Origin of the sequence: Paenibacillus lignilyticus, from assembly GCF_017942085.1 — a bacterium.
Classification (GTDB): domain Bacteria; phylum Bacillota; class Bacilli; order Paenibacillales; family Paenibacillaceae; genus Paenibacillus_Z; species Paenibacillus_Z lignilyticus.
Genome location: NZ_JAGKSP010000003.1, coordinates 361,683 through 383,545, shown reverse-complemented (window position 1 = coordinate 383,545; position 21,863 = coordinate 361,683). Strand labels below are relative to the sequence as shown.

Sequence of the window (21,863 nt, the reverse complement as noted above, 5' to 3'; positions counted from 1 at the left end):
ATCATGAAAGCACCCCTTATGGGGTGCTTTTTGATTTCTCGATCGAGTAGGATTTGTTTCGTTGCAAGATGAGCTTCAGCGTGTCTGGATTGCGATACGCTTGATAGAGCACGCCGATAAGGAGCCACACAAGTCCCATAATAAGCGCATCCTTGCTCAGCAGTAGGAATAGGTAGCCGATAACACAGGCGCCCGCGCCGGGCAGAACGAAGTAAGTTAGTGTTCCTTTTACAGTACGATTCCGCTCCTTGATGTAGAAATGCCCGATGACAGATAAGTTGACAAAGAAGAAGGCAGTCAGTGCGCCGAAATTCACGAATTTGATTGCCGTATCGAGCCGAATGACCAGTGCGAGCATGGAGACCATGCCTACAACCAGAATATTAACCGCAGGCGTTTTGAGTTTGGGGTGTACATAACCGAAGATGCGCTCCGGTAAGATCGATTCGCGTCCCATCACCAACAAGAGCCGTGATACGCTTGAAACGGAAGAGATTCCTTGCGTAAAGATTGCAAATAAGAGCACAATGATGAATACCGATCCAAGCATGGCTCCGCCGACCATTTTCACAATTTCCAGTCCGGCCGAATCGATGTTGGCAAACGGGATTGGATTGGGGAATGCCAGCTGAGTTAAATAAGACGGTACGACATATAAAACGATCGCAATCCCAATAATAATAGCGATGGCTCTGGGGATGGTTTTGCTTGCGTTCTTCGTTTCCTCCGACATCGTCGTAATGGAATCGAAGCCGAGAAAGGAGAAGCAGATCATGGAAGCGCCTGTAAGTATCGTGGTGAAAGGAATCTCATGTTGGAGGAGTGGCGCGAGTGGCTCGCTTATGGAAGTTAGGTCTCGATAGAGTAACGTACAAAATAAGGCGATAAAGCCCATTTGAATGAGGACGAACCATTTGCTCAGATTAGCCGAGAATGATGCGCCGCGCAGATTCACCAGCGTGATGAGCAGATTGATTCCGATCATCCAAAGGTAGGACGGAATCGCCGGAAATTGGGCATGCATATAAATGCCGAACGTTAAGCAGGCGATTATGGGCGAGAAGAGATAGTCCAGCAGTAAAGCCCAGCCGACAAGGAAGCCGAGGTAGGGATGTATAGATTTCTTCACATAGGAATAAGCTGACCCGGAGCTTGAGTGGGCTTTCGACATTTGGCCATAGCTGTAGGCGGTAAACATGATGGCGACAAAAGCGGTCAAATACGCTTGGGTTAACATGCCGGCAGAAGATTCATAAGCAATTCCGTAAATCGAGAAGTAGATCATCGGTGTCATCCAAGCAAGGCCTAAGAACACGATTTGAAATAACGATAATGTTGGCGTTAGTTTGACTTGTACGTTCATGTGTGCAGCACCCTTCCGTCATCTCGCTTGCAAACCATTGCATCTTAGGATGAATGGCTTGATAATAAAAAAAGCGCGGAAGGCATCCCTAAATGAGATCCTCCCGGGCTTTTATCCCTCCGTGAACACAGCAGCGGCTGTGCGTTCTCTCTCGGTCCAGACCAGCGTGCCTGATAGGTGGCTGCGGAACCCTAGAAAACGTATGGCATATTTAGTTACGTTGTTTTGTTAGATAATATAACATAAACTACCTGATCGTCAATTGAAAATTAAATGGCGTGCGAACTGGCTTCGTTCAGGCAGCAAGAGAAAGGATGCTATTACATTGTCTATGAATGAAGAGGAGAAACCGAAGTTAATCGCAACGAAGATTTGGAAATGCAAAAATGCGGATTGTAAGGCGTGGGTTCGTGAGGAGTTTGCTGAAGCGGGTGAACAAGCTTGTCCGATCTGCAAAGGACCGATGCATCGCAGTATGAGGCATTTACCGGCTGTTCAGAACAAGATTAAATCCCAACCGCGAAAGAAGAAAAATGAATTTGACTTTTAGCCGCCAATTGGCGGCTTTTTATATGTTCGTGGAGGGGAGGAGGGGGCGGTGCTAATACAGGGTCCGCCACAGGTAGAAGGTAGCGTAGGCTTTCCAGTCGCCCCATTTCGAGGAGAGCTGTTTGATCTCTGCCAGGGAAGGTTTATCCGGCCGCTGCATAAGGTATTTCAGCGCATTGTGCAGCCCAGCGTCCTCGAGCGGGAAAGCAGCGGGCATCCGCAAACAACGCATCAGTACATAGTTAGCTGTCCATGGCCCGATTCCGCGTATTCGTGTTAATGCTTTCTCAATAGCGGGCCAGTCTTCCAGTGCCATTAGCTGTTCTTTGGATAATCGGCCTTCGGCAATCTCGGTGGCGGTTCCGATTAAGTACTCGGATTTGCGGCCGGTAAACTGCATTTCCGTCAGGTCGGATACCTGAAGAGCGGCGATTTGTTCTGGTGCAGGGAAGGTAAAGTAACATTGGCCATTCCACTCCAGTGATGAGCCGAATCGCTCCACAAATCGCCTCTTGAGTGTATAGGCAAAGGTTAAATTAATTTGCTGGCCCATGATTCCCCAGCTGAGCGCTTCGAATAAGTCGTCGATGCCGACTACTCGCAGACCGTGGAATTGCTTAACCGTATCCCGAAGCAGGTCGTCCTGCTCAGCCAATTCATAGAAAGGCTGTAGGTCGCGTTCGCAATCGAACCATTCCCATACATAGCGGGCAGCAGTCTCGCGAAGCTCCTGAGAAGGATCTTCGTTCAAAGCGGGGAACTCGATAATCAGTGAATCGTTATGATCGGGCGTGATTCTTATGAGTACGGGATTACTCGCAGTGGGGATAAGCCGCAGTACGGCATTATTTTCGACATGAAACAAGCATTCGTTACTGGATCGTTTCAAATAGTCAATGATATGGGCACTGCTGAACGGGGCAGGCGGATGGATCGTAATGGCGTGAATCACTCGTTCGGAGGCCTCCTTTCAATTCGGGTACATGACTAGTTGTATCATATTTTAACGGTTGTTCGCTTTCGTAATCTTGCGTTCTCATGCGGGAAAGCTTACATCGGCTCTGTAAAGAGGGTATACTTCTTCTCATGGAGGTGAAGGTGCATGCCCATGATGACAAGCGAAATGTGGCTGGCGATTGCGAGCTGCGATGCTTCGTACGATGGTCGATTCTACTACGGCGTGAGTTCGACCGGAATTTTCTGCAGGCCCTCTTGCAAATCGAGAACGCCTAATCCGAAGCATGTACACATCTTCTTGAATGCGCAAGCTGCCCTCGCGAGTGAATATCGGCCGTGTAAACGATGCAAGCCGGAAGGAAGGCGACTTCCTGAGGAAGAATGGGTGGAGTCGATTGCAGCCATGATGAATGAGCGATACGAGGAGCCGCTTACTTTAGCTGCATTAGCTGAGCTGGCGCATGTCAGTCCTTATCATATACAGCGAACGTTTAAGCGAATCAAAGGCAAGTCCCCCGCTGCGTATTTGCAGCAAGTACGCGTTGAGGCGGCGAAGGAGCTGCTATTGTCCGCTACCGAGTTAACTATTAGTGAAATAGGCGTGCGAGTGGGTTATCCGAATGCGGCTCATTTTGCAACGGTTTATCAGAAGGAAACGGGCAGCTCGCCGTCGGCTTATCGGATGGCTGCTGCGAATCCATGCAAGAAGATGGACTTAGGGGAGGACGGGGAACGATGAAAAATTTGTATTGGACGGAGATTGACGATGCATCCTGGCTGCTCATTCTTGTTGCGACTGATGAAGGTTTAAGTTATGTTAGCTCGCCTGCTGCATCATTGGATGAGGTCGCTGAATGGTGTGCGAGACATTATCCTGGATGGATGCTGGTTAGAGATGACTTGCGTTTGGAGGGATATGGGAAGCAGCTTCGCGCTTATTTGAATGGGGAGCTGACAAGTTTCCGGCTGCCGCTGAGTGTGAAGGGAACAGCTTTTCAGCAAATGGTCTGGCAAGCGCTGGAGCAAATCCCCCATGGGGAGACCTGTTCCTATTCTGATATTGCGGAGCGGATTGGCAAAGCAAGCGCTGTTCGAGCCGTCGGGACAGCTATCGGCGCGAATCCGGTGCTAATCGTTGTGCCATGTCACCGGGTAATCGGGAAGAATGGCGCGTTAACCGGTTTCCGCGGCGGGATGGATGCGAAGGAGAAGCTGCTCCGATTGGAAGGCGTTCTGGCAGGCCGGTGAGGCGCAGGTGTTTAAAGGAATGGAAATAGACGATATACTAACACATGAGGCATAACTTGAGGAATTTGAAGGGATGAGGCAATGATTTCGATTACGGCATTTTCGGTGGATAAAGTTAAAGATCCGTTCGGCATTCTTGCAGGCGATCGATATGAGTTTAGGCTGGATGTGGACTTGCCTGAGGATGATGAGCTGTTCGTGGAGAATGGCGTTTATATCCGCGTCATTTATAAAGTGGATGGCGAGGCGTCCGGCATCGTGAAGTATGAGCTGTACGAAAGCATTAACGATCGCTATGTCGATGCCGAGCTGGAAGACGAGGAAGAGCAGCTAATTGATAGTTTTTGTAAAGCGCATTTCTCGGAAGCCGAAGAATAGAATAAGGTGAACTGCTTAGAAATGAGCAGGCTTGTGTAATAGTTTGTACGGCAAGCAAACAGCGTGCCGAAACAAAGTGATTAAGGCGGTGTATGACATGACAGTTCATTATCTGCTCAATTGCTACAACAATCAAATTTTGGTGAAGCAGGTAGAAGGTGATGAAGGGCCATTTAATGTCAACATTCAATGCAACAACAATCCACTCAGTTTCGGTAATACGTTATATTCGGCCCAAACCAAAGAGCATGCCATCCGAATTGCCAATCAGCTGTGCGCGTTCTACTCCATGGCTCGAGTCAACGGCTACTACCTGGATGGCAAGTGGTTCCGCAACGAGAACAAGTCCGACATCTCCGCGGAGCATGTACTTCGGCAGGAGCGAACGAAGGACGAAATGCACGCCATGCTGACGAGTGAGTAACGATGATTATTGGAGGCAGCCATGTGGCTGCCTTTTTTGTTGAGGTTGCTGGGTGGCGGAATGTGCGCCGAAACCGGAGTGGACGGTGTCTTGGAGTGCTGAGAGTGCGAATTTGGAGCTTTCAGCATCACTTCGGCGTGATGTTGGAGCTGAGAGTGCGATTGTGGAACTCTCGGCATTAGATCGGCGTGATTTCGGAGCTGAGAGTGCGATTTTCGAACTCTCAGCTTCTATCGCTGCGTGAAGGTGGTTGGTTTGCATGCTGAGAGACGGTTTTTCCGATTCTCTGCGTCAATTCGGCGTGGATATGGCTCTGAGAGTCGGATTCCCCGACTCTCAGCCCCCACCTCGGGATAAAAGTGCGTAGTTTGCATGCTGAGAGACGGTTTTTCCGACGCTCGGCGACAATTCGGTGTGGGTTTGACTCTGAGAGTAGGATATTCCGATTCTCAGCGTCCGCCGCGGAGGCGTGCGGCCAGGTGGATTGGCGCGAGTTGGTTCAAAAAAGGCTGAACGGGATAATAATCCGTTCAGCCGTTAATGTTCTAGCTCGCTCCGACAATGCGCGCGTAGCGTTCTTCGCGCTGAGAGGTGGTGAGTTTTGGGCAGTTGTAGCACATGTCGCCGTCTTCGCGGCAGTGGTACATGCAGCAGCCGGAACGAATCATCGTTTTGCCGCCGAGCTGGTAGGGGCTGTCGACATATCTAGGCTTATGTGCGAAAGGATTGCGTCTGCTGCCGAATAGGCCCGGTTCGAGCTGTTCCGTGAGCACCTTGCAATCGTGAGCGAAGCGCTCCCGCACGGCGTCATGGGTTTCTTTTGCCTCGAAAGTGGTTATCATGTTAGCCAGCATGCTGCCGAATTGCATCCATATGACAGCTGGTTTGAGGTTCCCCGCAGAAGCAAGGGCGTTCAGTATCGGTCCAACAACGTCTCGAAAATCTGCCTCAAGCGCGTCTCGGACAAGCTCTCCGCGGTCGGCATCATCCGGTAGGACTGTATAGCGGACTTCATGCAGCTTATAGCCGAACATATTGTAAGTCCCGAAATCTTCCATTTGAAACGTGAGTTTATCAAGCGACATGTCAAGAAGGATGTTATATCGGGACAGTAAGAGCAGTCTTGCTTTGCACAAATTGAATAATGAGCCGCCGATAAAAGAAGCTGCCAGCTCTGGGCCGGTAGCGCGCGCCGTCAAACTTGCGATCTCAATCGCTTTCTTCACTGCATCGACGCGCGAAAAATCAGTCGCAGGCATCTCGAAGGAGGGGGTTGCAGCACCAGTCGGCGACACGCGTATGTAATACGAATCGAATTGCGAGAAATCGATGACGGGCTCGTTCATCATTATTGGCGTGCACTCCTTTGATAATATTTCTCAATTGCATGAATAGCAATTATAAGTTGCGAAATGCCCTTGTGTCAACGGCAAAACCGACGTTTCCAGTGTCCTTAAGTGGACAGCTTTTGCGTCGGCGATTTATAATGGAGGGTATGTTATTGCACCGCAACCTATAATGATCGTATGAACGGGGCCTAATCGGGATGAAAAAGTTCAAGAAATTTTATATCGAAATAACGAGTGTCTGCAACCTGGCTTGCTCCTTCTGTCCACAAACGAAACGTCAGGCGAGCTTCATCAAGATCGAAGATTTCACGAAAATTCTAGATGAAATCAAACCGCACACCGACTATATCTACTTTCACCTAAAAGGCGAACCGCTGCTGCATCCGAAGATTGATCAGCTGCTGGATCTCAGTCATGAGCGCGGATTTAAGGTGAATATTACGACGAACGGAACGCTGCTGCACAAAGCCAAACATAAGATCATGGGCAAACCCGCTCTTCGTCAAATGAACTTCTCGCTGCATAGCTTTGACGGACATGAAGGTTCCGTTGATAAAGAAGGTTACGTTGGCAGCGTGCTGTCGTTCGTGAAAGAGGCTGTGGCTACCTCGGACATGCTGGTGTCGCTTCGGTTATGGAATTTGGCTGAAGACAATGAGGTCAATGTGGAAGTTAACCGCAATCAAGAGATTTTGCAGCAGATCGAGGAAGCCTTCGATTTGGATTTCCGCATTCAAGAGAAGTTCCAGCGCGGGAATGGGATAAAGATCGCGGATCGCGTATATTTGAACCACGAGGTGGAGTTTAAGTGGCCGGATCTGAAGGAGAAAGAAGACGAGGGCAAAGGGTTCTGCCATGCGCTGCGCAATCAAGCCGGCATTCTGGTTGACGGCACGGTAGTGCCTTGCTGCTTAGACGGCGAAGGCGTCATCAATCTTGGCAACATTCATCAGACACCGTTCTCAGACATCATGGAAGGCGACCGCGCGAACCGGCTGTATGACGGATTCTCGCGCAGGGAAGTTGTCGAGGAGCTATGCCGGAAGTGCGGCTTCCGACAACGGTTCAGCTTATAAGAAAGAAGGTACAGAAAGTCGTTATGAATCATTTTCCGATCCATCAGCGGGGGACGCTGCTTTCTCTGAATCAGGAGAAGAATGCGAGAATTCCGTTATTCTATTTGGCAATTGCACTATTCTTTGCCAAAATGCTGCTGCTGCGCTATTTTTTATTTCACGAAATTGATGTGTCGCATATTTTCGCGGACCTTGGCGCTATCTTGGTCTTGCTCAGCGTAATAGAACTGGTTACACCAAGTAAGCTCCGAACTGCCATATACGGCGCGGTGAATCTCATTTATTCCTTCGCGTTATTCTCGTCGGCTGTTTATTTCGAACATTTCGGGAACGTACCGACCTATACGGCTCTGTACGAGCTGCATCAGGTGACGAAAATCGGATCAAGCGTAGAATCGACGATCCAATTGAATCACTTCTTGTTTTTTGCCGATTTGGCGATTGGGTTGGCAATATGGATCATCACTACCGTGAGAGGTTCGCGCCGTCGCCGCTCTTGGAGCAGTAACGGCGGATACAGCAAGCGGTCCGTGACGCCGATTTATCGTGTCGTGATGACGCTGATTCTGATCCTGAGTTTCGCGCTTTCGGCTCGTGTCATTCAAGTAGGCATGCCCATCGAAAATGAACTTGTCGAAGCAGAGCAGGAAGGTTTCTTGAATTACCAAATCTCCGCAGCCATTAAAGCGGCACAAGATAACAGCGTAGCCGCTGAAGGGGATATCGACAAAATCACGCAGGAAGCAAGCGATCTTCAAACAAGCTATCCTTATAAGGATGGGGCGGGCGGAGCTCCGGCGGCCTATTACGGCACGCAGAAGGGCAAGAATCTGATCATCATCCAGATGGAGGCGTTTCAGAACTTTCCGATTCATTTGTCCGTTGGCGGCCAGGAGCTGACACCCGTGCTGAACAAGCTGGCAGATGAAAGCTTCTATTTCCCGAATGTGTTCCAGCAAATCGGGCAGGGGAATACATCGGATGCCGAGTTTATGTCCAACACGTCCATCTACCCGACCGCGAAAATCGCGATGTCTACCGGTTATGGGGATCGTGATATCCCCAGTCTCCCGAAGTTGCTGAAGAAAAGCGGCTATGTCACAAATACGTTCCATGTGAACGATGTGACATTCTGGGATCGCAACAAGCTCTACGCAGCACTGGGGTTTGATCATTATTTTGACAAGCCTTATTACAAAAACGATCACTATAACAGCTTCGGAGCTTCGGATGAGGAGTTGTTCCGCGTTGGAGTCGAGAAGCTGCAGGAAGTAAGCGGCGGCAGCAAGCCGTATTACGGTCAGTTTATTACCGTGTCGAATCACTTTCCGTTCGAAGTTCCATTGGATCGCATGAAAATGAAACTTCCGGAGCAGTTGAAAGGAACACAGCTGGGCAACTATTTGCTCGGCGTCAACTATACGGATTATGCAATCGGAACGTTAATCGATAAGCTCAAAGCGACGGGGCAATGGGATAATACCGTTTTGGTGCTGTATGGAGACCATTTTGGACTCCAGCCGGACGAGAACGATCCTGCGTTTGTGAAGCAAGCGCTTGGAATTAAATACGACCCGCAAGTGAGTCGGTTTAATATCCCGCTAATTATTCATGCCCCCGGTCAGCAAGGGAAGGTAGTCGAACGTGTAGGCGGCCAGCTGGATATTATGCCGACAGTCGCGAATTTGCTCGGCGTGTCGCTGAAGGATGAACAGTTTACGGCCTTCGGCCATGATTTGCTTAATGTAGACCGGAATGTGTTTGGAACGCGTTATTATTTGCCGACAGGCTCGTTCTACAACGATGACATTCTGTTTGTGCCGGGCAAAGGCTTCGAGGATGGCAAAGCGGTAAACATTCGAACGCTGGAGCCGGTGACGAATCTTACTCCTTATCGAAGCGACTATGATTATGTGATGCAACTGATGGATGTATCCGACCGGTATGTAAAATCGCTTCCGCAGCGACATTAAATTAGTTCCCGATTCATCCTCTCCTAAGTGCGCCAAACGCACGCAGGGGAGGTTTTTTTTAGGTGCTGTTTGTATTGCCTAACGAACGTTAATGTAATAATACCTTACATAAGGATTGACACTTTCACGAAAACCCCCCTATAATACGAATCAATAGCAGGTTTTAACAATTGAATATCGGTTCTCATGTTAGCTATTGAGGACAACTAATCATCTAGGGTTCCGTTGCGTGAGCGATTCTTTCATGTAAGACTGGTCCGAGAGATGGTGTGCGGCAGCGCTGCATAACACGGAAGGATAAAAGCCTGGGAGAAACCAATCTCTCGGGCTTTTTATATTTCAATCACTTTTCGAGGAGGAATATTCAATGACGACAAGCTTATGGAGCACCACCTTTGGGGCAGGGGATAAATGGTCTGCGAGGATCAGCAGAGGAAGGTTACTTCGGTTTACGGCCTTGCAGGATAACGCGAATTTGTCGGTCATGATGTTTCACGCGGATGATTTGACGGAGCGCTACAACATGCCGGACACACTGAAAGCCCAATATACGGCACATTTGACTCGCGGAAATATTCTGATGAGCGATAACGGCCGCGCAATGGCGAGCTTCGTCGAAGATGATTTAGGCTGGCATGACACGATAACCGGCTTTATGACTCGCGCTACCACAGATGCCAAGTATGGCCAATCCACCTATCAACAGCTTCGGAATGAATGGCTGCGCAGCGGCTATGAGAATTTCGCGGTAGAGCTCGTCCGCAGCGGTTTAGGCATCCGCGATATGGGGCCGGTCGTCAATTTGTTCTCGAAGGTGAGCTGTAACGACGTGGGCCGAATGATCTATGATGCCTCACATTGTAAGGAAGGTGCTTCCGTAACGCTTCGGACAGAGATGGACATTCTCCTCGTCGTGTCGAATACGCCGAACCCGTTGAATCCGAGCACTCACTATCCGACAGCTCCTGTACAGCTTGAGGTGCTGCCTGCCCCGGCTGTCGATCTGGATACGGATTATTGCTGCAACTTTAGATCCGAGAACCGGCGAGCATTCGAGAATACGGCGGAGTACTACTTGCTCGCAGGCCGCTGATCCATCTCAATAAGCGCAATGCGGCCATATAGATTCAATCGTGCAACTATTCATAAGGAGGAACTACGATGACTACTGCATTTAACCGACACGAAAGTTTACTGCAACCGGAAACGGCAATTATAGATGAAATTGTATTGGCGGGGGATGGCTGGATGAAGGAGCTTCAGCCGGGGCAAGTACTGCGGATCGTGGATTTGGAAGGGAACCAAGCGGCTGATACGTTGTTCTACGATGCGGAGAATCCGGAAGACCATTATAGTGCGGTCGCGACCATTACGGGACAAGGAAACATTTATTTAACGACAGGCTCCGTGCTTAGGGCTGAATCCGGCAAAGAACTGGTGAAGATCGTAGCCGATACTTGCGGCAGACATGACACGGTCGGCGGCTCTTGTTCCGCTCAGAGTAATACTGTGCGGTATGCGCATGAGAAGCTCCAAATGCACAATTGCCGCGATACCTTCATGCTGCAGCTGGCCAAACATGATGGCGGCTATACGAAACGGGATTTGGCACCCAATGTGAATTTCTTCATGAATGTACCGGTGTCACAAGATGGCGGGCTGCGGTTTGCCGATGGGGTGTCGGCACCGGGTTGTTATGTAGAGATGGAATCGATTGCCCGCACAATGGTGTTAATCAGCAATTGTCCTCAATTAAATAATCCATGTAATGCCTATAACCCAACTCCGATTCGGGTGTTGATCTGGAATCCATAGAGAGAAATAGAGTTCCATTACGGGAGGGAAACACCATGTCCATGTTCACTAAAGTTCTTATCGCCAACCGCGGCGCAATCGCCGTTCGAATTGAACGTACTCTTCGCAAGCTTGGCATCCAATCCGTTGCCGTCTATACGCAGGCAGATCAAGACAGCCTTCATGTCGATGGCGCAGACGAAGCGGTATTAATCGGGAGCGGTCCTGCCAAAGAAAGCTACCTGGACGTGGATCGGATTCTCCAAACCGCCCTGGATACCGGCGCACAGGCGATCCACCCGGGTTACGGGTTTCTCAGCGAAAATGCCGCGTTCGCCCGTGCTTGCCGCGAGCGTGGAATCGTATTTATCGGACCAACACCGGAGCAAATGGAGATGTTCGGTCTGAAACACTCCGCCCGCGAAATCGCGGAACGTGCCGGTGTGCCGATGCTGCCCGGAACGGCGCTGATCTCTGAGCTGGACGAAGCACTCGTGCAGGCGGAAGAAATCGGGTATCCCGTTATTCTGAAGAGCACGGCCGGCGGCGGCGGAATCGGCATGCGGGTTTGCGCGGATGAGAGCGCACTTATTGCTGCTTTCGACGGTGTTCGTTACCTAGCGGAGACCAACTTTAAGAACGGCGGCATTTTTCTGGAAAAATATATTGCCAGAGCCCGTCACGTAGAGGTGCAAATCTTCGGCAACGGCTTCGGTGAGGTCGTGACTTTAGGTGAACGCGACTGCTCCATTCAGCGTAGGAATCAGAAGGTCATTGAAGAAAGTCCGGCACCGAATCTACCGGAGCATGTGCGTCAAGAAATGTTCGCTTCCTCGAAGCGGCTTGCCGCAGAGGTGGGCTACCGCAGTGCGGGAACCATTGAATATTTGTACGACCCGGAATCTTGTGCGTTTTATTTCCTGGAAGTGAATACCCGGCTGCAAGTGGAGCATGGCGTGACCGAGGAAGTGCTTGGCCTTGATCTAGTGGAATGGATGGTGCGTGAAGCGGCGAACGAGCTGACAGGGCTGGAGTCCTTGATCAAACCGTCTGTTGGCCACAGTATCCAAGCGCGTATCTATGCAGAGGATTGTCTGCAGCAATTCCGCCCGAGCGCAGGGAAGCTCGATCAAGTGAAATTCACCGAACATGCGCGCATTGAATCCTGGGTACGAGACGGCATTACCGTGACCACCTTATACGATCCGATGTTGGCAAAGATCATCGTTCACGGCGCCAACCGGATGGATGCCATCGCAAAGCTGATTCAAGCCATTGATGAGACGCGTCTCTATGGGGTCACGACAAATCTGCAATATGTCAAAGCGCTGCTTGGTCATGAAGATTGCTTAAGCGGTAACGTATATACACAGCTTCTGAATACGTTTGAGCCGGCTGAGCTTGCTCTTGAAGTCATAGATGGCGGAGTGCAAACGACGGTGCAGGATTGGCCGGGGCGTACAGGGTATTGGGATGTTGGCGTCCCTCCCTGCGGTCCGATGGATCCGCTGTCGTTCCGTATGGGGAACAAGCTGCTTGGCAATGCCGACGATGCAGCAGGGCTTGAACTGACGCTTCGCGGCGGTGCGTATAAGTTCCGGGAGGATATGTGGATTTGTTTAACCGGGGCTGATATGGACGCGGTGCTTGATGAGGCTCCTGTGCCGCTGTACCAGCCAATCCATGCTCGCAAAGGTCAAGTGCTGAGCTACGGCGAAGCCAAAGCAGGTATGCGCAGCTATTTGCTGGTTGCCGGCGGGTTTGATATGCCGCGTATTCTAGGCAGCTCCGCGACATTTACACTTGGCAATTTCGGCGGCCATGGCGGGCGCGCGCTTCGCGCAGGGGATGTGCTTGGCGTCAATCGGAGCATGCAGCAAGTTCCTCTAACCGGAGCGGAAGTATTGCTGAAAGAGTCGGATCTGCCGACGATGACTCGCACTTGGACGGTTGGCGTTATTCCCGGACCGCACTGTACGGCGGAATATCTGCTGCCTACTTACCTCCAAGAGCTTGCCGAAACAAGCTTCGAGGTGCACTTCAACAGCTCCCGGACCGGCGTTCGACTAATAGGACCTGCTCCGCAATGGGCTAGGGAGGATGGCGGCCAAGCTGGCCTGCATCCATCGAATATCCATGACAACGCTTATGCGGTCGGAACGTTGGATTTGACGGGGGATATGCCGATTCTGCTTGGACCTGACGGTCCCAGCTTAGGCGGCTTCGTATGTCCGGTGACGACTGCGTCCGCGGAATTCTGGAAGCTGGGTCAGCTGCATCCCGGTGACCGCGTTCGTTTCCGGCTGTTGTCTCTCGATGAGGCTGACCGTCTGCGCAAGGAACAAGAAAGCAATCTGGAAGCGATCGGGCAAGGGAAATGGGATCGCCTCGTCCCGCTTGGCTTGCCGGAAACCGAATCCGAATACTTGTCGCCGGAATACCCTTTATTGAAGCAAGAATCGGCTAACCGCAGATTCCCGATTACGATCCGTTGCAGCGGGGATGAGAATATTTTGGTGGAGTATGGCGAGATGGAGCTGGACTTACTGCTTCGCTTCCAAGTACACGCGCTGATGCAAGCGATCCGGGAAACCGGCTTCATACCGGTACAGGATTTGACGCCGGGCATTCGCTCACTTCAAGTGCATATTGATCCGAAACGGACCACCGTACGAGAAGCGTGCGAGCGAATACTTGAGTTGGATTCCGGTCTGCCGCCGCTTGAAACGATTGAGGTTCCATCACGAATTGTTCGTTTGCCGCTCTCATGGGATGATCCCGCAACGCAGCTGGCGATCGAACGATATCAGCAAAATGTTCGTCCGGATGCCCCTTGGTGTCCGAGTAACCTGGAATTTATTCGTCGCATCAATGGCCTCGGCGATCTGGATGAAGTGTTTAAAGTCGTGCATGAGGCGAATTATCTGGTGATGGGCCTTGGCGATGTCTACCTCGGAGCGCCTGTGGCGACGCCGATCGATCCGCGCCATCGGCTGGTCACGACCAAATATAATCCGGCACGGACATGGACGCCGGAGAATGCGGTTGGCATCGGCGGCGCCTACATGTGCGTATACGGCATGGAAGGTCCCGGCGGTTACCAATTCGTTGGCCGGACGATCCAAATGTGGAACTTGAACCGGCAAACGGAGAGCTTCCAGCCGGGCAAGCCTTGGCTGCTTCGGTTCTTTGACCAAATCCGGTTCTACCCGGTAACGGCTGATGAACTTCTGCGATTGCGAGAAGATTTCACTCGCGGACGGTTCGAGGCGGATATTACCGAAACGACGTTCAAGTTAAGCGATTACCTGGCATTCCTCGATGAGATTAAGGAGAGCACGGCTGAATTCCAATCGATGCAGCAAGCGGCATTTCAAGCAGAGCGGGAGAACTGGAAAGCGCTCGGACTCGCCGAATTTATTTCGGAGCACGATGCGGGTAAAGAAACGCCGGAGGATGAGCTGCCGGAAGGAACGATTGCGGTTCGCTGCACGATGCCCGGAAGTGTATGGAAGGTGCTTGTAAATCCGGGCCAAGAGGTGAAGAAAGGCGAAACGCTGATTATCGAGGAGAGCATGAAGATGGAGTTTACCCAAACGGCTCCATGCGATGGGGTTGTTTCATCGATCTTCGTCAAACCGGGTGATGAAGTGCATACGGGTCAATTGATTGTCGGACTCGTGAAGGCACGGGAAAGAGAGGCGCTGAGCATATGACCACGATAGAATGGCCAAGTCGACTGACCGCACAATGGCTCAGAGAACAATATATCGCGCGGCTTCTGAAGCCTGCTGATGTGATTGCCGAGATCATTCGCCGAGCCGAAGCGGATGCGGAGATGAATATATGGATTACACCGCCGTCTATGGCGCTGATTGAGCCTTACCTCGATCGGTTAACGGCAACGATTACCCCGGAGAGCTCGCCGCTCTGGGGGATCCCTTTCGCCGTCAAAGATAATATCGATTTAGAAGGTGTGCCGACAACAGCCGCTTGTGCGGAATTCAGCTATACCCCGGGTGCCAGCGCTGTTGTGGTACAGCGACTCATAAATGCCGGAGCCATTCCCATCGGCAAAACCAATCTGGATCAGTTCGCCACCGGCCTAGTCGGCACGCGAAGTCCCTATGGCGAAACGCATAATGCGCTGCGAAGCGAGCTGATTAGCGGCGGCTCCAGCTCCGGCTCGGCCGTGTCGGTAGCGCGGGGGCAAGCGGTTTTCGCGCTGGGCACGGACACGGCCGGCTCCGGACGAGTCCCAGCGGCGCTGAATGGCTTGGTCGGCTACAAACCGACCCTTGGTGCATGGCCGACAAAAGGCGTTGTTCCGGCATGTGCGAGCTTGGACTGCGTCACGGTCTTCGCGCATAACCTTGACGATGCGCTGGCGGTGGACTTGTCTGCCCGCGGCTTGGAAGAGACTGACCCATGGTCGCGCGAGATTGCGCATCCGTTCACGGATAAGCTTCCGGCAGGGGTTTGTTTACCAAAGGGGACGCCTGCCTTCTACGGACCGTTCGCGGATCAATACGAGCGAGCATGGGCGAAAGCAGTTGCGGTCGTTGAAGCGATGGGGCTGCCTGTTGCCTATGTAGAGCTCGATCTGTTCGCGGAGGCTGCGGCGATCCTTTACGGAGGACCCTGGGTGGCGGAACGCTGGGCGGATCTGGGTCCGTTCATCGAGAATCATCCCGGAACCGCGTTCCCTGTAACGGAGCAGGTGCTTCGTACCGGTGCGTCACCGGACTATACCGCAGCGGCGGTCTTCCAAGCCGCACATAAGCTGCAAGCATTAAAACGGGAAGCCAAGCACCTGCTGAAAGACGCGGTATTGTTCCTGCCGACATGCGGCGGAACATGGACGCGCGATGAGGTGCGAGCGAATCCGATCAGCACGAACAGCGATATGGGACGTTATACGAACCATTGCAATTTACTTGATCTGTGCGCCGTTGCGGTTCAAGCCGGCGATGCGGATACGGATTTGCCGTTTGGCGTGACGTTGTTCGGTACCGCGGAGAGTGAATCCTTCCTATGCAGCGCTGCAAAACAGTTTAAATCCGCTTTTGACGGCGGTCTACAGCCTGCAGATGATGTAAAACCAACTGAGACGCGATCATCCGTAGAAGCTCCGGCAACGACATTGGTTGCGGTATGCGGTCTTCATATGCGAGGTTTCCCGCTTGAGAAGCAAATGATTGCTTGCGGGGCTTCTTTTGTTCGAGAAGCCGAGAGTGCGGCTAAATATCGGCTCGTGAGGCTTCCAACCACGCCCGCGAAGCCGGGGATGATTAAGCAAAAGCATGGCGGATCCGCCGTTACGCTCGAAATTTGGGAGATGCCGATAGCTTCCTTCGGCGGCTTCGCTGCGTCTATACCGGCGCCGCTCGGCATCGGCAAGGTTGAGCTGAGCGATGGCACGGAAGTGCCCGGATTTATTTGCGAAGCGTATGCGGAGCTTGGCGCGGAAGATATATCTGCGTACGGATCGTGGCGCAACGCCGTAGCGCAATAGTGGAAATTGTATTAAAGGTATGCAAGCCGAGTTTTTCCCCATAAGGGGACCGGCTTGTATTTTTTTATCCAGCTGTTCAAAGCGGCAGTGGAAGGGGAAACGGAGGGGAGCGTATAATAGGAGGAATGAGATCGGAGTGAAGACTTGTGCTTAAGAAAATCGGGATTACATTAATCGTACTGCTGGCGCTCGTTGTCGCTGCCGGTTTCGGAGCTGTTATGTACGTGAAGCCGACAGAGCGGCTGGATCTGCGATTTAATGAAGTGCCGCTCTTGGAACGGGCGTTGACGATGATCAAGAATCTGAAAACGTCATTTGTGCTCTCGGAGGCAGACATCGATAATATCGGGAAAGCCGCGATTCGGCTGAAACCGGAGTACCAGCCGGGTGTCCTCATTACCGGCGCCAGATTTAATCTGGAGGGGGAACGTCTGGTTGCGCATTTAAACTTGAAGCTGAGGGATCGATTGCCGGTAGGAATCGCGATCTACTACAAGCTGGAGTGGAACGAGCCAAACTTAGTCGCAAAGGTCGATGAAGCGAAGCTGCGCGGGATTTCCTTGTCGAAGGGGTATTTTGACGATATTGTCATTCCGCTTGGATCGCAGCTGCCGGAGCTCTTGCATATCAAAGGCATTGAGATCGACAAGGGAAATGTCGTTGTGAGCATAAGAAAGCCGACGCTGCGCGAGCTTCGCGTTCTGATTGAACAGAAAGTGAAGCGGCAGGCCGGCTGACGGCAGAGCTATAACGTCTCCGTATTAACGGAGTTTCGGAAGCAATGGACGTAGTGTCGCGATCAAGAATGTAGCGGCAATCGCTTTGACCATGTCGCCGAACAAGAACGGGTAGCAGCCGTTGACCATCGCTTTGGCGAAGGAGTAATTGGCCTTATAGGCAAGCCACGGCACGCCGCCGACATAGGCGAGGATTACGCTAAACAACACCAAGCTGAGGAACAGCATAACATACTGGCTGCGATTGAGTTTGTTCGTGCGTGCGAAGATGCGGTCGCTTGCCAATCCGATGAATAAGGCCGAAAGCGGGAACATCCATATGTATCCGCCTGTTGCGCCGAAAATTACGCCAAGACCTCCGTTGCCGTGCAGAAGCGGTAGGCCAAATGCGGTAAGGATGACGACAATGGCGATACTCCAAAAGCCGAATCGTGCGCCAAGCAAACCGCCGGCCAACATGATGGCGAAGGTTTGCAGCGTGATCGGAACCGTTGTGAAACCGAGCGGAATGCTGATATAACCAAATGCGATGAAGAGAGCTGCGAACAGTGCTGTGAATACGATACCGCGAATCCAATAGGTTGCTCCGGATTGTCCGCTATCCGAAATAGGGGCGAGTACAGCAGAAGATGAGTTGTTTGAATTTGATTTGGAGCTTGAAGTCGTTTCCATTGAAAATTCTCCTCTCTAATGTTAACCTTGTTATCATATTATGGTTAACAATTGAAATCATAACATGGGTTAATCCGTTTGGGAAGAGGGATTTTCATGAGGCAATCTACATATGATGAACGTCTGATCTTGAAGGATGTTTCGATAGATCGGCTTTTGGATAACGGGGATAGCAGCCCGCGGCTGCAGCAAATTGATTTTGAACTGTCGCCCGGAGAATGGGTGAATATTGCCGGAGTGAACGGGAGCGGGAAGTCCTCGCTGGCCAGATTGCTGGCTGGGTTAACAATTGAAGGCGTACAAGGAACTTGGAGCCGAGGTTTCGCAGGGAACGGGCCGTCACCTTATGTGATGCAACAGCCGGATGCCCAATTATTCGCCGAAACACCTCGAGAGGAAATTCGATTTGCGCTGGAATGGCGCGGCATGCCTCCTCATGAAATTATGCTGCGGACGGAGGAAATACTCACCTTTACCGGACTTTCGGCAATAGGGGATATCCCCTGGAACCGCCTGTCCGGCGGACAAAGACAGTTGGCTGCCGTGGCGGCCGCTTCGGCCGGCGAGACGTCGCTAATCGTGTTCGATGAAGCGACATCCATGCTCGATGAGCAATCGATGGTGCTCGTGCAAGGATTAGCGAAGAAGCTTCATCAACGAGGCACTGCGATCGTCTGGGTAACGCAGCGTTTGCAAGAAATGACGTCTACAGCGCGCGTAGTTGCTATGCTGGGCGGCAGCATTGTTTTCGACGGGAAAGGCGAGGAGTTCCTATATGGATCGGAAGAACAAGTCGGGCAAGGGCCGACGCCATGCCAAACAGTCGGACTTCGATTACCCTACTTATCCGCCTTAGCGCTGGAGCTGGGGAGACTTGGAAAGCTTAAGCGGCCTTATCCGGAAACGAAGGAAGAATGGGATCAGGCGCTTGCTCGAATCGAGGCGGTGCCGCGATGACCTTGCATATTGTCGGTTTGAAGCAGGTGCCTTCAGGGGTACATAATGAGATGCCCGCCATTCATGAGCATGAATTGCGATTGAAGCAAGGGTCTATCACCATCATCATTGGCGCTAATGGCGTCGGCAAAACCAGATTCATGGAAACAATCGCCGGCCTTACGAAGTCGGAAGGCATCGCCGTATCGTATGATTCGCATCCGTTGTGGACGGAGCGGCGTTCGCGCTTAGGACGAATGAAAACAGAACGCAATCGGCCGGCCATGCTCCGTTATAGTTATTCCTGCCAATCGCCGGAAGAGCAATTGTTTGCACGAACGGTTCGCGATGAGCTGCAGTATGTGATGCGTCCCTATCAGCTTGATGAAGATGATCGCAATCGCAGGGCAAGCGAGGCGCTGGCCGCTGTCGGTTGGGATGAAGCGTGGCTGGATCGTGATCCATACTTTATGAGCGGCGGGGAGCGCAGGCGAACCGCATTAGCCTGTTTATTCGCACCGCCGGCTTCATGGCTGCTGCTCGATGAACCGACTGCCGGGCTGGATGCTGCCGGTCATGAGCAGCTCGGTGCGCAGCTTAAACAGCAAGCAGCGGGTGGAAAAGGCGTGCTCCTCATTTCACATGAGAGCGACTGGGCGCTGCAATTGGCTACTGCGGTGATCATTATGCACACGGATGGGCGTGTAAGGCATTGCCGCAGGGAAGAGCTTCTCCTGAATCCCCATTGGCTGGAGGATGCCGGCATGGACATACCCGCTTGGCTGCGTGTAGCCCATCAATTCGCTTGCCTTGGCGTACCGGCCAAGCAGGTGTGGGATCCGGCCGCGTTGGCACACGAAGCTGGCCATATCGTGAAGCCGAACATCAAGTTGCTTCGGCCGAACACGCCGCCTACCGTGCGTGATACCAGGGCGCCGTTCGCTTTGCGAGATTCAGATAGACAACCATCGCCATTATCCTTATTTGATCCGAGATCGGTTTGGATCACTTATATTCTGGTTTCTGCCGCGATCCTATTTCAGTCCACCTGGTCCGGTCTGGGAGCTATGGCACTGGTTGTTGCAGCTGCGATACATTTCGGTAAAATTCCGCTGCGTCGCTGGCGCAGCGCGATTATGGCACTCACTGCGTTCACGTTCTCGGTTGCGCTCATTGCCGGACTCGGTCCGCAGGAAGGTGGCGGCTTCTGGAGCACGGAAGCCGCACTCGTGTCGCTGCAATCCCTTCTGCGGCCGCTCCTTGCGATGCTGCTTGGCTTCGGATTGCCCTTGGCTGTTACACCGCTGAGGCTTAGACGATCACTGGAACAATTGTTTTCAAAAGTAGGGAAAGTACCGCTCTGGGTGACGAAGCTGCTGCTAACCATTACGCTGCTGCTTCGATTCATACCGGTTCTTCTATCGGAATGGGAGCGTTTCGCGCGTATCGCAACGGCAAGAGGGAAACAAACAGAGCGTTCCGCGGGGGGCTCATTCAGACGGCTTCAGGAAACGTCCATTCCGTTCATGCTGGCTTTGTTCCGGCTTGGCGAACAGGTTTCCGATGCGCTCGAGAGCAGAGGTGTTGGCAAAGAAAGGCAGCCGACGCTGCTGATAACCGAGCACTGGAAGGGACGAGACACGGTTCTGGCAGCGGTAGGTTCCGCCATTCCGGTCATTTTCTGGATGTGGCAATAGGCATATGGCTCCGAATCGGCTATGATAGAACAAGTGTTAACTTTCTGAAAGGAGTGTCTGGCAAGCTATGACTGAACCGCTTCAACCTCAGCTCGATCGAGCTTACATTCACCGCCTGCTGGAGCTACTACTGACAACACCGAGCCCTAGCGGATTTTGCATGACGATCATGCGCATTATTCAAGAGGAAGCAGCCAAGCTGGGTTACGCGCTGGAGCTGACCCCTAAAGGCAACGGCATTATAACGATACCAGGTTCCGACCCTCAAGATAACGAGGTTATCGCCATTACCGCCCATGTGGATACATTGGGTGCAATGGTAAGGTCCATTAAGCCGTCCGGTACGCTCCGGTTCACGCCGATCGGCGGTTATTCCATGCATACGGTAGAGAGCGAATACTGTCTCATTCACACGCGTGATGGGCGCACGTATGATGGCACCGTGCTGACAACGAAACCGTCTGTTCACGTATTCTCCGATGTTCGCGATTTGAAACGCGATGAAGCCAATATGGAGATTCGTATCGATGAACTTGTGAAGACGAAGGAAGATGTGCAAAAGCTGGGCATTGCTCCCGGGGATATTATCAGTTGGGATGCGCGCACGCGATTCTTCCCGAACGGACTCATAAAGTCGAGACACTTGGATGACAAAGCGAGTGTGGCCGCCGTATTCGGCCTTCTAGAGTGGCTGAAGCGCGAAGGTAAATCACCGCTCCGTACGGTTAAGATCATCATCTCGACTTATGAAGAAGTAGGTCATGGCAGCTCGAATATCCCGGCGGATATTACCGAAATGATCGCTGTCGATATGGGGGCGATCGGCGATGATCTCTCGACGACCGAGCGCGATGTGTCCATCTGCGCGAAGGATTCTTCCGGACCTTACGACTATTTCATGACTTCGAAATTAATTGAGCTGGCCGGGCGTGAGAACATTCCCTATGCGATCGATATTTATCCGCATTATGGCTCAGACGCTTCGGCTGCACTGCGCGGCGGAAGCAACATCAAGGCGGCGTTAATCGGGCCGGGCGTACATGCCTCGCACAGCATGGAACGCACGCATAGCGATGCTGTATTGAACACAGCGGCATTGCTGTTGGCCTATTTATTGGAGCCTCGCTCATAAATAGAGGCTGCAATAGGAAAAATTACGAGTAGACAATTAGGAAACGAACATTATATGATGAAT

General features: G+C 52.0%; 19 protein-coding genes and 2 riboswitches. Of the genes, 15 read left to right on the top strand and 4 right to left on the bottom strand.

From position 1 onward, the window contains the following. Positions 1-16: 16 nt before the first annotated feature. Complete coding sequence (locus tag I8J30_RS11315; protein WP_210658260.1) at positions 17-1,363, bottom strand: APC family permease; 1,347 nt, start codon at positions 1,361-1,363, stop codon at positions 17-19. A gap of 98 nt (positions 1,364-1,461) precedes the next feature. Then, positions 1,462-1,569: riboswitch (guanidine-I (ykkC/yxkD leader) on the bottom strand. A gap of 125 nt (positions 1,570-1,694) precedes the next feature. On the opposite strand from I8J30_RS11315, the gene I8J30_RS11310 reads away from it, so the two are divergent. Beyond that, positions 1,695-1,913 (top strand): cold-inducible protein YdjO-related protein, encoded by a 219-nt coding sequence (locus I8J30_RS11310; RefSeq protein WP_240548057.1) that lies wholly within the window; start codon positions 1,695-1,697, stop codon positions 1,911-1,913. Positions 1,914-1,964: 51 nt separating this feature from the next. Here I8J30_RS11310 and I8J30_RS11305 read toward each other — a convergent pair whose 3' ends face one another. Then, positions 1,965-2,864 (bottom strand): DNA-3-methyladenine glycosylase family protein, encoded by a 900-nt coding sequence (locus I8J30_RS11305; RefSeq protein WP_210658258.1) that lies wholly within the window; start codon positions 2,862-2,864, stop codon positions 1,965-1,967. A gap of 150 nt (positions 2,865-3,014) precedes the next feature. On the opposite strand from I8J30_RS11305, the gene I8J30_RS11300 reads away from it, so the two are divergent. The 4 genes from I8J30_RS11300 to I8J30_RS11285 all read left to right on the top strand — a co-directional run bounded on the left by I8J30_RS11300 (position 3,015) and on the right by I8J30_RS11285 (position 4,919). Continuing rightward, positions 3,015-3,608 carry a bifunctional transcriptional activator/DNA repair enzyme AdaA gene (locus I8J30_RS11300; protein ID WP_240548025.1) on the top strand — a complete coding sequence of 198 codons (594 nt, stop codon included), beginning with the start codon at positions 3,015-3,017 and terminating at the stop codon, positions 3,606-3,608. Beyond that, positions 3,605-4,117 carry a methylated-DNA--[protein]-cysteine S-methyltransferase gene (locus tag I8J30_RS11295; RefSeq protein WP_210658256.1) on the top strand — a complete coding sequence of 171 codons (513 nt, stop codon included), beginning with the start codon at positions 3,605-3,607 and terminating at the stop codon, positions 4,115-4,117. The genes I8J30_RS11300 and I8J30_RS11295 overlap by 4 nt, the downstream gene beginning before the upstream one ends. 81 nt (positions 4,118-4,198) lie before the next feature. Further along, complete coding sequence (locus I8J30_RS11290) at positions 4,199-4,495, top strand: DUF6509 family protein (protein WP_210658254.1); 297 nt, start codon at positions 4,199-4,201, stop codon at positions 4,493-4,495. A gap of 97 nt (positions 4,496-4,592) precedes the next feature. Further along, entirely contained in the window at positions 4,593-4,919 is a 327-nt protein-coding gene (locus tag I8J30_RS11285) for a hypothetical protein (protein WP_091215991.1), read from the top strand. Positions 4,920-5,464: 545 nt separating this feature from the next. Here the strand turns inward: I8J30_RS11285 and I8J30_RS11280 are convergent. Next, entirely contained in the window at positions 5,465-6,268 is an 804-nt protein-coding gene (locus I8J30_RS11280; protein WP_210658252.1) for a hypothetical protein, read from the bottom strand. 197 nt (positions 6,269-6,465) lie between these two features. On the opposite strand from I8J30_RS11280, the gene I8J30_RS11275 reads away from it, so the two are divergent. From I8J30_RS11275 to I8J30_RS11245, 7 genes are all read left to right on the top strand, one after another. Then, positions 6,466-7,344 (top strand): radical SAM/SPASM domain-containing protein, encoded by an 879-nt coding sequence (locus tag I8J30_RS11275; RefSeq protein ID WP_210658250.1) that lies wholly within the window; start codon positions 6,466-6,468, stop codon positions 7,342-7,344. Then, a complete protein-coding gene (locus I8J30_RS11270) occupies positions 7,314-9,317 on the top strand; it encodes an LTA synthase family protein (protein ID WP_338044852.1) in 2,004 nt (667 codons plus the stop codon). The genes I8J30_RS11275 and I8J30_RS11270 overlap by 31 nt, the downstream gene beginning before the upstream one ends. Before the next feature lie 203 nt (positions 9,318-9,520). Beyond that, positions 9,521-9,631: riboswitch (guanidine-I (ykkC/yxkD leader) on the top strand. A gap of 53 nt (positions 9,632-9,684) precedes the next feature. After that, positions 9,685-10,410, top strand: a complete 726-nt coding sequence (locus I8J30_RS11265; protein WP_210658247.1) for an urea amidolyase associated protein UAAP1 — start codon at positions 9,685-9,687, stop codon at positions 10,408-10,410. 68 nt (positions 10,411-10,478) lie between these two features. Continuing rightward, positions 10,479-11,132, top strand: a complete 654-nt coding sequence (locus I8J30_RS11260) for an urea amidolyase associated protein UAAP2 (protein WP_210658245.1) — start codon at positions 10,479-10,481, stop codon at positions 11,130-11,132. A 41-nt stretch (positions 11,133-11,173) separates the two neighbouring features. Next, positions 11,174-14,827, top strand: coding sequence for an urea carboxylase (uca, locus tag I8J30_RS11255; RefSeq protein ID WP_210658538.1), 3,654 nt, complete (start codon positions 11,174-11,176; stop codon positions 14,825-14,827). Next, complete coding sequence (gene atzF / locus I8J30_RS11250; RefSeq protein WP_210658243.1) at positions 14,824-16,626, top strand: allophanate hydrolase; 1,803 nt, start codon at positions 14,824-14,826, stop codon at positions 16,624-16,626. Before uca ends, atzF begins: the two co-directional genes overlap by 4 nt. Positions 16,627-16,772: 146 nt before the next feature. Further along, positions 16,773-17,363, top strand: a complete 591-nt coding sequence (locus I8J30_RS11245) for a hypothetical protein (RefSeq protein ID WP_210658242.1) — start codon at positions 16,773-16,775, stop codon at positions 17,361-17,363. A 24-nt stretch (positions 17,364-17,387) separates the two neighbouring features. Here the strand turns inward: I8J30_RS11245 and I8J30_RS11240 are convergent, their stop codons facing one another. Next, positions 17,388-18,035: a biotin transporter BioY gene (locus I8J30_RS11240; RefSeq protein WP_210658240.1), complete on the bottom strand. Its 648-nt coding sequence runs from the start codon at positions 18,033-18,035 to the stop codon at positions 17,388-17,390. A gap of 96 nt (positions 18,036-18,131) precedes the next feature. On the opposite strand from I8J30_RS11240, the gene I8J30_RS11235 reads away from it, so the two are divergent. From I8J30_RS11235 to I8J30_RS11225, 3 genes are all read left to right on the top strand, one after another. Continuing rightward, positions 18,132-18,992: an energy-coupling factor ABC transporter ATP-binding protein gene (locus I8J30_RS11235; protein WP_210658238.1), complete on the top strand. Its 861-nt coding sequence runs from the start codon at positions 18,132-18,134 to the stop codon at positions 18,990-18,992. Next, a complete protein-coding gene (locus I8J30_RS11230; protein WP_210658236.1) occupies positions 18,989-20,668 on the top strand; it encodes an ATP-binding cassette domain-containing protein in 1,680 nt (559 codons plus the stop codon). The genes I8J30_RS11235 and I8J30_RS11230 overlap by 4 nt, the downstream gene beginning before the upstream one ends. 67 nt (positions 20,669-20,735) lie before the next feature. Next, positions 20,736-21,800, top strand: a complete 1,065-nt coding sequence (locus I8J30_RS11225) for a M42 family metallopeptidase (RefSeq protein WP_210658234.1) — start codon at positions 20,736-20,738, stop codon at positions 21,798-21,800. The last annotated feature ends 63 nt before the right edge of the window (positions 21,801-21,863 follow it).

Coding starts and splice junctions, on each gene's coding strand:
- I8J30_RS11315 (WP_210658260.1), bottom strand. CDS start 1,363: ATGAACGTACAAGTCAAACTAACGCCAACATTATCGTTATTTCAAATC.
- I8J30_RS11310 (WP_240548057.1), top strand. CDS start 1,695: ATGAATGAAGAGGAGAAACCGAAGTTAATCGCAACGAAGATTTGGAAA.
- I8J30_RS11300 (WP_240548025.1), top strand. CDS start 3,015: ATGCCCATGATGACAAGCGAAATGTGGCTGGCGATTGCGAGCTGCGAT.
- I8J30_RS11295 (WP_210658256.1), top strand. CDS start 3,605: ATGAAAAATTTGTATTGGACGGAGATTGACGATGCATCCTGGCTGCTC.
- I8J30_RS11290 (WP_210658254.1), top strand. CDS start 4,199: ATGATTTCGATTACGGCATTTTCGGTGGATAAAGTTAAAGATCCGTTC.
- I8J30_RS11285 (WP_091215991.1), top strand. CDS start 4,593: ATGACAGTTCATTATCTGCTCAATTGCTACAACAATCAAATTTTGGTG.
- I8J30_RS11280 (WP_210658252.1), bottom strand. CDS start 6,268: ATGATGAACGAGCCCGTCATCGATTTCTCGCAATTCGATTCGTATTAC.
- I8J30_RS11275 (WP_210658250.1), top strand. CDS start 6,466: ATGAAAAAGTTCAAGAAATTTTATATCGAAATAACGAGTGTCTGCAAC.
- I8J30_RS11265 (WP_210658247.1), top strand. CDS start 9,685: ATGACGACAAGCTTATGGAGCACCACCTTTGGGGCAGGGGATAAATGG.
- I8J30_RS11260 (WP_210658245.1), top strand. CDS start 10,479: ATGACTACTGCATTTAACCGACACGAAAGTTTACTGCAACCGGAAACG.
- uca (WP_210658538.1), top strand. CDS start 11,174: ATGTTCACTAAAGTTCTTATCGCCAACCGCGGCGCAATCGCCGTTCGA.
- atzF (WP_210658243.1), top strand. CDS start 14,824: ATGACCACGATAGAATGGCCAAGTCGACTGACCGCACAATGGCTCAGA.
- I8J30_RS11240 (WP_210658240.1), bottom strand. CDS start 18,035: ATGGAAACGACTTCAAGCTCCAAATCAAATTCAAACAACTCATCTTCT.
- I8J30_RS11235 (WP_210658238.1), top strand. CDS start 18,132: ATGAGGCAATCTACATATGATGAACGTCTGATCTTGAAGGATGTTTCG.
- I8J30_RS11230 (WP_210658236.1), top strand. CDS start 18,989: ATGACCTTGCATATTGTCGGTTTGAAGCAGGTGCCTTCAGGGGTACAT.
- I8J30_RS11225 (WP_210658234.1), top strand. CDS start 20,736: ATGACTGAACCGCTTCAACCTCAGCTCGATCGAGCTTACATTCACCGC.